The sequence below is a fragment of the Gordonia sp. 852002-10350_SCH5691597 genome (assembly GCF_001665715.1).
In the GTDB taxonomy this organism is placed as follows: Bacteria; Actinomycetota; Actinomycetes; order Mycobacteriales; family Mycobacteriaceae; genus Gordonia; species Gordonia sputi.
In genome coordinates this window covers 1-10,673 of record NZ_LZMO01000191.1, presented here as the reverse complement: position 1 = coordinate 10,673, position 10,673 = coordinate 1, and the positions used below count along the sequence as shown (strand labels likewise).

9 protein-coding genes and 3 pseudogenes are annotated in these 10,673 nt (G+C 63.9%); 5 read left to right on the top strand and 7 right to left on the bottom strand.

The annotated features are described in order from the left end of the window. Positions 1-228 precede the first annotated feature (228 nt). A pseudogene (locus tag A5777_RS25825) lies at positions 229-327 on the bottom strand (hypothetical protein); the annotation flags it as partial. 293 nt (positions 328-620) lie between these two features. Here A5777_RS25825 and A5777_RS14010 point away from each other — a divergent pair. Beyond that, positions 621-812, top strand: coding sequence for a hypothetical protein (locus tag A5777_RS14010; protein WP_064863126.1), 192 nt, complete (start codon positions 621-623; stop codon positions 810-812). 71 nt (positions 813-883) lie between these two features. Here the strand turns inward: A5777_RS14010 and A5777_RS14005 are convergent, their stop codons facing one another. The 5 genes from A5777_RS14005 to A5777_RS13985 all read right to left on the bottom strand — a co-directional run bounded on the left by A5777_RS14005 (position 884) and on the right by A5777_RS13985 (position 5,672). Continuing rightward, positions 884-1,585, bottom strand: coding sequence for a hypothetical protein (locus A5777_RS14005; protein ID WP_064863125.1), 702 nt, complete (start codon positions 1,583-1,585; stop codon positions 884-886). A 155-nt stretch (positions 1,586-1,740) separates the two neighbouring features. After that, complete coding sequence (locus tag A5777_RS14000; RefSeq protein ID WP_064863124.1) at positions 1,741-2,205, bottom strand: DUF779 domain-containing protein; 465 nt, start codon at positions 2,203-2,205, stop codon at positions 1,741-1,743. A gap of 130 nt (positions 2,206-2,335) precedes the next feature. Further along, a complete protein-coding gene (adh, locus tag A5777_RS13995) occupies positions 2,336-3,859 on the bottom strand; it encodes an aldehyde dehydrogenase (RefSeq protein WP_064863128.1) in 1,524 nt (507 codons plus the stop codon). Positions 3,860-4,037: 178 nt separating this feature from the next. Further along, a complete protein-coding gene (locus A5777_RS13990) occupies positions 4,038-5,306 on the bottom strand; it encodes a helix-turn-helix domain-containing protein (protein WP_064863123.1) in 1,269 nt (422 codons plus the stop codon). 105 nt (positions 5,307-5,411) lie between these two features. Next, positions 5,412-5,672 carry a hypothetical protein gene (locus A5777_RS13985; protein ID WP_082933673.1) on the bottom strand — a complete coding sequence of 87 codons (261 nt, stop codon included), beginning with the start codon at positions 5,670-5,672 and terminating at the stop codon, positions 5,412-5,414. A gap of 211 nt (positions 5,673-5,883) precedes the next feature. Between A5777_RS13985 and A5777_RS13980 the strand changes: the two genes are divergently transcribed. The 4 genes and pseudogenes from A5777_RS13980 to A5777_RS24215 all read left to right on the top strand — a co-directional run. Then, positions 5,884-7,470 (top strand): peptide ABC transporter substrate-binding protein, encoded by a 1,587-nt coding sequence (locus tag A5777_RS13980; protein WP_064863122.1) that lies wholly within the window; start codon positions 5,884-5,886, stop codon positions 7,468-7,470. A 4-nt stretch (positions 7,471-7,474) separates the two neighbouring features. Next, on the top strand, positions 7,475-8,401 hold the full coding sequence (locus A5777_RS13975; RefSeq protein WP_005207646.1) for an ABC transporter permease: 927 nt from the start codon (positions 7,475-7,477) through the stop codon (positions 8,399-8,401). Beyond that, the gene (locus tag A5777_RS13970; RefSeq protein WP_064863121.1) at positions 8,394-9,374 is read left to right on the top strand and encodes an ABC transporter permease; all 981 of its coding nucleotides are present in this window, start codon (positions 8,394-8,396) and stop codon (positions 9,372-9,374) included. Before A5777_RS13975 ends, A5777_RS13970 begins: the two co-directional genes overlap by 8 nt. Further along, positions 9,374-10,123 (top strand): annotated as a pseudogene (locus tag A5777_RS24215) (ABC transporter ATP-binding protein); the annotation flags it as partial. The gene A5777_RS13970 and the pseudogene A5777_RS24215, both read left to right, overlap by 1 nt. Here the strand turns inward: A5777_RS24215 and A5777_RS13960 are convergent. Beyond that, a pseudogene (locus tag A5777_RS13960) lies at positions 10,116-10,514 on the bottom strand (ATP-binding cassette domain-containing protein); the annotation flags it as partial. The pseudogenes A5777_RS24215 and A5777_RS13960 overlap by 8 nt on opposite strands. Between the last annotated feature and the right edge of the window lie 159 nt (positions 10,515-10,673).

The window sequence follows — 10,673 nt, the reverse complement described above, 5'->3', positions numbered from 1 at the left end:
GGCTGCGACGGCACTGCGGGCGAGACGTCGTTACCCGGCGTCGACGGCACAGCAGGAGATACCGTAGCGGCACCGTCCGACTGCGACCCGCCGCTCGTCGACGAATTGCTGTAGGGCGTCGTCGCGGCATGCGCGGTTCCGCTGTGGCCCATTGCCGTCACACCGATGCCGATTCCGATGGCCGCAATGATCAGTGCAAGTCCGGCGATGACGCCGACGATCACGTTCTTACGCTTGGGAGCGGATGCGGCGGCCGCACTGCCGGTGGCGCCGACGCTGGAGTCCTGTGTTGCGGAGTCCTGTGTTGTGGAGTCCTGTGTTGTGGAGTCCTGTGTTGTGGAGTCCTGTGTTGTGGAGTCCTGTGTTGTGGAGTACATGGGCTACTTCTCGATTTCCCGGTCTCGCGGCCGATCTGGTGTTTTTCTTTCGACACCAATGAGTTTCGGCCTGACACCGGCGGGCTCACATCCACTGCGCGGCCGATTGGCCGGTTGATGGTCGCATCCCCCGATCGGCGGATGCGGAGACCCGGATTTCGCCGATCGTCACGCGCCGGCGATGACTTCTAGAACGACATCGGGTCTGCCCCTTCGTCGACCCGCCAACATCAGGAGTACGCGATGGGCATCATTCAGATCGAACTGTTCACCACACTCGACCTCGTAGGACAGTCACCTGGAGGACCGGAACTGAGCCCCGACCTTTCGTCTGCGATCGGCGAGATCCGTGACCGACACCAGCACGTCACCGTCGTCGGCAGCCTGAATCTGGTCCAAACTCTGCCGGCCACCGGCGACATGTCCCAGCCATGACGCGAATCGACCGGGGCGGACACATTGCGGCCACCCCGGTCGAGGAATCGCTGACGTGCGAGACGACGTGATTACGAACCGAAGTTCGGGAACTCGATCGAGCCGTTTCCGCCGCCGGAGACCTTGAAGTTGGTCGTGCAGCCCTTGAACGTCACCTCGTCGACGTTGACCTTCGCATCAGCCGTGCCACCCGGCTGGCTGGAGATTCCGTACAGGTCGACGACGGCCTTCTTGCCGTCCGAGTTCGCGGCCGCAATAAGAGCCGACAGCGATGCATTCTGCGCGGCAGGGATGTTGCCCAGCTTGCGGGTCGCCCACCACTGGTTCGACGAGGTCGCGTCGGCCTTGCCCGCTCCGACGGGAGCACCCCACACGAGCGTGGCGAACCCGGTCGGCGTGCCGGTGTTCGCGCCCGTGATGCGGATCTGCCAGTTGGCATTGCCGTCCGACTTCTGGAAGGTGAGCGCACTGCCGTTGAGATCGGCGAGCGGCAGACTGCCGGCCGAGTGGTACGACGCCTGACGCTCGGTCGATGCCGAGGTGTTGAACTCCAGCGAGCCGTCGCTGTCGCCGGCAACGCCGGAAGTGATCTTGCCTGCCTGACCCTTTTCGTCGAGCACGGTGTTGCCCCAGCCGTTCGGGTTCGATGGCGTCGCGACCTTGGCGCAATTCGAAGTCGACACCGGTGCGGCCGATGCCGTACCCGGCATTGCGAACGAGACGGCTCCCACCACGGCCGCGACGGCAACTGCACAACTGATCTTGCGGTTCATTCTGGTAAATCCTCTGTGTAGCCCTGTGTCCCCGACCACATCGTCGATGACGATGTGAGAAAGCTAGCAGATCAAATGACCCACACTCGCAGCGGCCTCGCAGTTCGGACCCTTCCGACGACTCGGACAATAGAGTCGTCAGTGAAGCGACCTCGTCAGACGCCGACTGCAGCGCCGGTCAACGGCGGATTCGCCGTGAGTATCGCGTTCTCTTCCGCACTGAAAGCTCTTGCGCGAGAGAGGAATCGGACCCCTTCCGGTGCCTCGAGACTGAATCCCGCGCCGCGACCCTTCACGACGTCGAGGATCAACTGGGTGTGCTTCCACAATTCGAACTGGTCGCCGTTGATCCAGACCCGCACGTTGGGCAGGGGCTCGGGCAGTTCGATGGTTCCGACGAGGACGTCGCGCTGGCCGACCCGATAGTCGCCGACGGGATAACACATCGGCGCCGAACCGTCGCAGCATCCGCCGGACTGGTGAATCATGAGCCCGCCGTGCAGCTCCTGACCAAGTTGTCGGAGCTGCACGGCGGCGTCTGTGGCGATCACACGATCAGGCACCGCTCCGTCCGCGGCCACTGAGGCCGACGTCGACGGGGTTGATTCTGTACTGCTCATCGTTTACCTCTCACTGTGATCTGAACCACAGAGTAGTCGCTGTTCTGTTGCAGACGCGTTGCACACGACGAACGCCGCCACACAACCTGAAAAAGGTTGCGTGGCGGCGTCGACGTGCCTGGCGTCAGGATCAGAAGAAGCCCTTGGCGTTCTGCGCGTAACCGACCAGCAGGTTCTTGGTCTGCTGGTAGTGCTCGAGCATCATCAGGTGGGTCTCGCGGCCGATGCCCGACTGCTTGTATCCACCGAACGCGGCGTGTGCCGGGTAGTCGTGGTAGGTGTTCGTCCACACGCGTCCGGCCTGGATCTCGCGGCCTGCGCGGTAGGCGGTGGCACCGTCACGGCTCCAGACGCCCGCGCCCAATCCGTACAGGGTGTCGTTGGCGATGTGAATGGCGTCGGCGTAATCCTTGAAGGTCGTGACGGCCAGCACCGGACCGAAGATCTCCTCCTGGAAGATGCGCATGTTGTTCTGACCGGAGAAGACGGTCGGCTTGATGTAGTAGCCACCCTCGAGGTCGCCACCGAGGTGAGCAGCCTCTCCACCGATGAGGACCTTGGCGCCCTCGTCCTTGCCGATCGCGAGGTACGACTGGATCTTCTCGTACTGATCGTTCGACGCCTGGGCACCCATCATGGTGTCGGTGTCGAGCGGGTTGCCCTGCTTGATCTTCGAGACACGGTCGACAGCCTTCTCGATGAAGTCGTTGTAGATGTCCTCCTGGATGAGCGCGCGGCTCGGGCAGGTGCACACCTCGCCCTGATTGAGCGCGAACATCGAAAAACCTTCCAGCGCACGGTCGAAGAAGCCGTCGTCGGCCGCCATCACGTCGTTGAAGAAGATGTTCGGGCTCTTGCCGCCGAGTTCCAGGGTGACCGGGATCAGATTCTCCGAGGCGTACTGCATGATCAGCCGACCGGTCGTGGTCTCACCGGTGAACGCGATCTTGCGGATGCGGTTGCTCGACGCGAGCGGCTTGCCCGCCTCGACACCGAAGCCGTTCACGATGTTGATGACACCCGCGGGCAGGAGGTCGGCGATCAGACTCATCACGTACAGGATCGACGCCGGGGTCTGCTCCGCAGGCTTGAGGACAACGGCGTTGCCCGCGGCGAGGGCGGGAGCGAGCTTCCACACGGCCATCAGGATCGGGAAGTTCCACGGGATGATCTGGCCGACGACGCCGAGCGGCTCGTGGAAGTGGTAGGCGACGGTATCCTCGTCGACCTCCGAGATCGAACCCTCCTGAGCGCGAAGCGCACCAGCGAAGTAGCGGAAGTGATCGATCGCCAACGGGATGTCGGCGGCAAGAGTCTCACGGACAGCCTTGCCGTTGTCCCAGGTCTCCGCGACGGCGATCTTCTCGAGGTTCTCCTCGAGGCGGTCGGCGATACGCAGCAGCACCAGAGCGCGCTCCGCGACAGCCGTCTTGCCCCACTCCGGGGCAGCCTTGTGCGCGGCGTCGAGCGCGAGGTCGATGTCCTCGGCGGTCGAGCGTGCGACCTCGCAGAAGGTCTTGCCGTCGACAGGCGACGGGTTCTCGAAATACTGCCCCTTCACGGGCGGGACCCACTGTCCGCCGATCCAGTTGTCGTAGCGGGACTCGAAGGACATCACCGAGCCGTCGGTACCCGGCTTTGCGTAGACAGTCATTGTGTAGCTCCTCAGTGCCATTTTCTCGTTGCCACACAAGCCACTCGATAGGCCGTGTGTGATCTGCTGCACACATTAGGAGCGAAGTGGTTGCAGCCACGTTGCAGTAACGTTTGCAACGTTGCAGGTCGACAAAACCCCTGTTCAAAGCACTTGAGGAGAGGAGAGTGTCGCGAAATCAGACGCCGTAGCGGCGGTCGAGAATCCTGATCCGACCTCCGACGAGCGCGCGGTCGGGGTGCCCGACGGGCAGTCGATGCTCCAGCCGGCGCCAGGCGGTGAGGTCGTCGCGACCGTGCACAGACGAGGTCCACGCCCGAAGTGCGGCGACCTGCCCCTCCGCGATGACCCGCGAGCGGACGTCCTCGCGGAGCTCCTCGAACAGCTCCGTGATTCCGGGAGCGTTCGACTCGACAAGCAACCCACCGCGACCGATTGCCTCGATCACCGGGACGAGATCCCCGTGGCCCTCGATCTGCTCACGAAGATCTCGAACGTCAGACGACAATTCGACGGTCAGGCGGTACGGCCTGGACTCGATCACATCGGTACCCAGGTCGCGGCGCAGGCGAGAGATCTCGGCGCGGACGGTGACCGGGTCGACGCCGTCATCGGCGAGCATCAACGCGAGTTGTTCGGTGTTCAGGCCCTCTGGATAGTGCTGCAGCAGCAAGAGGATCTCCGCGTGACGTCGGGACAGCGACCTCCCGTTGGCGGCATTTCCCCCGCGCTGCCAGCGATAAGAGTTGTCAGCGAGCACGGTCAGTCGTGCTCGAGCACCTGCCTCGAAGGTCGACGCAACAGATAGGTCGACGGCCCGCGCCTTCAGTTCACGTTCGACCACGGCAACAACCGACCGCACCGCGGCGAGCGCGAACGGGGCCGCGACCTCACGCCCGCCGGTCACGTCGATGACGCCGATGACGTGCCCTGTCGCAGGATCATGCACCGGCGCTGCAGCGCAACTCCACTCCTGCACCGGACTCGAGAAGTGTTCCGGCCCGACCACCTGGACGCTCTTGTCGGTCGCCAGGGCAAGGCCCGGCGCGTTGGTACCGACGACCTCTTCACTCCACACCGACCCCTCGACGAAGTTGATGTGGCTGGCCCGGTCACGGGCCGACGACTCGCCTTCGACCCACAGCAACCTGCCGACGTTGTCGGTCAGCGCCAGTACGACGCCGGAATCGGCAATGTCGTCGAGCATCAAGGACTGCACGATGGGCCGCACTGCGGTGATCGGGTGTGCTTCCCGATAGCGAGCGAACTCCTCGTCGCTCATCGCCTGTGACGAGTTGACGCCGGCACCCGGGTCGACTCCGCGTTCGAGCGAGCGTGCCCACGAGTCGCGGACGACCGATCGCACAGTCTCGGGCACAGACCCGCCCGCGAGAAATTCTTCGTACGCGCGACGGATAGACGAGGACACAGCTGCAGCATCTGACATGCGCGCCCTCCATTGATCACCCCGACGTTCCCCCGATTGTGCCGTGGAAGGTGTGATCTCAGCAACAACGGGGCCCACAATGCGGACCGAGGTCCACGGGCCTGATCACAGGAGACGCCCGTTTCGACGGGGATATCGCGCCCGGAGGTAGCTGTAGAGGTAGGTGCTGACCAGGAGTGCCGCGGTAGCGACGATCGCTGGGATGAAGAACATGTTGTTCCAGGAGTCGCGCACCATCGCAACAACCCACGCGATCACACACACAGCCGTGACCAGCACAGCGAGGAAGCGGACGACGAGGACGAGCGCGGTCACCACCGACCACAGCACAACGCGAGTCTGCTCCGACGAGCTGGCTTTCACCACACCAGCGTATCGATCTTCGATGCTCTGAGCAGGGCTGGAGAAGTTGCTTGTCCGATAGGTCTGATTTCGTGAATCTGTCTAACTAATCAAGCCGTAAGGTCAGTAGGAATGTCTACAAAACAATGATCCGGGGGAGGCTCGTTTGCGACGCCGACATCGTCCACGCCGGCAGATCGCGCTAGTCCTGTTCGCACTCGCCTCGGCGACCGCAATGGTCGCCACGGGCTGCAGCATGGACGGCGCGCGGACGGTCAATACGACCGGTCCGAATGCCATCATCAGTGTCAACGGCACCGAGCCGCAGAACGGACTCATCACGACGAACACCGCCGAAAACGGCGGCGGCCGTGTGGTGGATGCGCTGTTCACCGGGTTGTACTCGTACGACGCCGACGGCAAACCCTCACTGGCGAACGCCGAGTCCGTCGACACCACGGACAACCAGAACTACACAATCCATCTGAAGAAGGACTGGAAGTTTACCGACGGAACACCCGTCAAGGCCGAAAACTACGTTCGCGCATGGAATTTCGGCGCAGCGACGAAGAACGCCCAACTTCAGCAGAGCTTTTTCGAGCCGATCGACGGATACGAGGCAGTCGCAGGAGAGGATTCGACCGCCGATCAGATGTCGGGCCTGAAGGTTGTCGACGACCACACCTTCACCGTTCGCCTGACGCAGCCCAACATCGACTTCAAACTGGGCCTTGGCTTCACGCCGTTCAAGCCGCTCCCCGACGTCTTCTTCACCGAGGGCGCAAAGGAATTCGGCGAACACCCCATCGGCAACGGCGCCTACAAGATGGCGGGGCCCGACGCGTGGCGCCACAACGTCCAGATCAACGTCGTACGCAACGACGATTACAAGGGACCCGACAAGCCGCGCAACGGCGGAATCGACTTCGTCCTCTACTCCAGCCTCGACACCGCATACACCGACCTCACCTCCGGCAATCTCGATGTCACGGACACGGTGCCGGTCAGTGCGCTCAACTCCTACAAGAAGGCGCTCGGCAAGCACGCACTGACCAAACCGACGGCGTCCAACCAGCAGATCGCGATCCCCTACTACCTGCCCCACTTCGCCGCGGGGCGCGAAGGAGAACTGCGTCGTGCGGCGCTCTCGATGGCGATCAACCGTCCGGAGGTCACCAAGGTGGTCTTCCGTGGTGCCCGCACGCCGTCGAGAGATTTCACGGCACGCTCCCTACCTGGATGGAACGGCGATATCCCGGGCAGCGACGTCCTCGACTACAACCCCGCCAAGGCCAAGCAGCTGTGGCAAGAGGCCAACGCCATCGCGCCGTGGAACGGCTCCTTCCAAATCGCCTACAACTCCGACGGCGATCACCAGGTCTGGGTCGACGCGGTGTGCAACCAGATCAAGAACACCCTCGGCATCGACTCGCATGGCGCTCCGCAGCCGACGTTCAAGCAGATCCGGTCGGCGATCACGAGCAAGACGATCAAGACCGCCGCGAGGACGGGCTGGCAGGGTGACTACCCGTCGATGCTGGAATTCCTCGCGCCGATCTTCGTGACGGGAGCCGGTTCCAATGACGCGCAGTACGTCTCGCCGGAGTTCGACTCGCGGCTGACCGCCGCGCAGCGTGCACGCACCGACGACGAGTCCTACCGGCTCACCAACGTCGCGCAGGAAACCCTACTCAAGGATCTGCCGAACATTCCGCTGTGGGACTACATCGGCGCCGGAGGCTCGGCCTCGGAGGTCACCGCGCAGTTGGCCTGGAACGGTTTGCCCGACTACCCGAACATCACCAAGGAAGCGAAGGAGTGACCCGGTGACCAGATATCTCCTCATCCGTCTGGGACAGATGGTGATCGTCTTCTTCGGCGCCACGTTCCTTATCTACGCCATGGTCTTTCTCGTCCCCGCTGATCCCATCGCGGCTCTCGGTGGCGGAAAACCCATGTCCCCGGCCCTGATTGAGCAACTACGCGCGCAGTATCACCTCGACCAACCGTTCTATGTGCAGTACTTCAACTACATCGGCGGGGTGTTCCACCTCGACTTCGGCACCTCGTTCTCCGGGCAACCGGTGTTCGACGTCATGAAGCGCGCCTTCCCGGTGACGGTCAACCTGACTCTGATCGCGCTGGTCGTCGAAACGATCGGTGGCGTGGTGTTCGGTGTGATCTCCGGCCTGAACAAGGGGCGCTGGTACGACACCGCGATCCTGATCGTCACCCTCATCATCATCGCGATACCGATCTTCGTGCTCGGCTTCGTCGCGCAGTACCTGCTGGGTGTGAAGTGGCATCTGTTCCCGGTCACGGTCGGCGGAAACCTCGACTTCTATCACCTCATCCTTCCCGGATTCGTGCTCGGCGCAGTCTCATTCGCCTACATCGTGCGACTCACGCGCTCGGAGGTCGCCGACAATCTGACCGCCGACTACGTACGCACCGCGTCGGCCAAGGGCCTTCGACGACCCCGCGTGATCACCGTGCACGTCCTGCGCAACTCACTGATTCCGGTCGTCACGTTCATCGGCACCGACGTCGGCGTGCTGATGGGCGGAGCCGTCGTCACCGAGGGCATCTTCAACATCCCCGGCGTCGGCGGAACGATCTATCAAGCGGTCATCCGTGGCGAGGCCCCGACCGTCGTCTCCTTCGTCACGGTGCTCGTGCTGATCTACCTCGTCTGCAACATCGTCGTCGACTTGCTCTATGCCGCACTCGATCCGAGGATTCGCTATGCCTGAGACCCCACACACTGACGCGGCTCTGAACGCGTACCCCAGCTTCTTTCCCGGCCAGGACCGCTTCGTCGCCGACGCCGAAGACGTCGAGCTGCTCAAGGTCGACGAATTCGTCGACGACGTCGATCCGGCAGGCTTCTGGAAGTCGGCGTGGCAGGAGATCCGCACCAAGCCGGTGTTCATCGTCTCGATGATCCTGCTCGTCCTCATCCTGCTGATCGTCGCGTTCCCCGGATTGTTCGCACATCAGGATCCGCGGTACGCAAACCTCGAGGACTCGCTGCTATCACCGAGTTCCGCGCACTGGTTCGGCACCGACCTGCAGGGCCACGACATCTACGCGCGTGTGATCTACGGTGCGCGCGACTCCGTGCTCGTCGGAATCCTGACGACGCTCGCGGTGGTGATCGTCGGTGGATTCCTCGGCATCTTCGCGGGCTTCTACGGCGGCTGGCTCGATTCGTTGATCTCCCGACTCGCCGACATCTTCTTCGCCATCCCGCTGATCCTGGCGGCCGTGGTCACCATGCAGATGATCTCGGCGCGCACCGTCTACACGGTGGTGCTGGTCCTCGCGATCTTCAGTTGGCCCCAAATCGCCCGTATCGCACGGTCTTCCGCGATTTCGGCGCGCAACGAAGAGTTCGTCGACGCGTCGCGCTCGCTGGGCTCGTCGCGCTTGCGCACCCTGTTCACCCACGTGCTGCCGAACTCGCTCGGCCCGGTCATCGTCATCTCGACGATCTCGCTCGGCGTTTTCATCGTCACCGAGGCGACGCTGTCGTACCTGGGCATCGGCCTACCGTCGACCGCCGTCTCCTGGGGCATCGACATCGCCGCGGGCCAGCAGTTGCTGCGCGAAGGTCAGCCCATCCTGTTCTATCCCGCTGCCGCACTTGCCATCACGGTCCTCGTGTTCATGATGCTCGGCGACGTGCTGCGCGACGCACTCGACCCGAAGGCGAGGACCCGCTGATGACAACGGAGACAACGAACTCCGAGCTGACCTCCGACAACGAGACCGCCGCACCGGCACCGCTGCTCGAAATCTCTGACCTACGAGTCGATTTCCGCTCACGCGGGCGCGACGTACCCGCGGTACGCGGCGTCGGACTCACGGTGTATCCCGGCCAGACCGTCGCCATCGTCGGCGAATCCGGCTCGGGTAAGTCGACGACCGCCGCCGCGGTCCTCGGACTGCTTCCCGGCAACGGCACGGTGACCGGCGGAAGAATCCTGTTCGACGGCAAAGACCTCGCACAGGCGTCGCGACGTGAGTTCGAGAAGGTGCGCGGCAGCGGGATCGGCCTTGTGCCGCAGGACCCCAACACCAACCTCGACCCGGTGTGGCGCGTCGGATTCCAGGTCCGCGAGACGCTCGTCGCCAACGGAGCGGCCAAGCGCGGCGAGGCCCGCACGCGTGCCGTCGAAGTGCTCCGGCAGGCAGGTCTGCGCGATCCCGAGAAGCGTGCGGCGCAGTATCCGCACGAGTTCTCCGGCGGCATGAAGCAGCGCGCGCTCATCGCGATCGGTCTGGCCGGAAAGCCCAAGCTGCTCATCGCCGACGAACCGACGTCGGCACTCGACGTCACGGTGCAGCGCGAGATCCTCGACCACCTCGCCACGCTCACCGACGAACTCGGCACGGCCGTCCTGCTGATCACCCACGACCTGGGCCTGGCTGCCGAGCGCGCCAGCCACCTGGTGGTCATGTACCGCGGACGCGGGCGATGCGCGACGCCTTGTCGCCGATGTTGTGCACGACGAGCGGCTCGGAGATCGCACGGTAGATCGAGTACATCGGATCGAGCGAGCCGTACGGGTTCTGGAAGACCGGCTGAACGCGGCGTCGAAAAGACTTGGCCTGCGCGCCCTTCAGCGATGTCACGTCGCTGCCGTCGAAATGGACTGTGCCCGAAGTTGGTTCGAGGAGTCCGAGCACCATGCGCGCGACGGTCGACTTGCCGGAGCCGGATTCGCCGACGACCGCCGTGGTGGTGCCGCGGTTGAGCGTGAAGCTGACGTCGTCGACGGCGCGGAACGGCGTGGCCTTGCGGAACGGGACCGAGCCGCGGATCGGGAAGTCCTTCACCAGATTCGCCGCGACGACGACCTCGGTGGGGGTGGTTTCGACTCGGCTGCTCGCTGCGCTCGCGGCCGGCTCAACCAGCGGGGGGGGGGGTGGTTTCGGCGCGGCTGCTCGCTGCGCTCGCGGCCGGCTCAACCACCGGGGGGGGGCGCGTTGACCCCGGGGGGGGCGTTGCCCCCGGGGGGG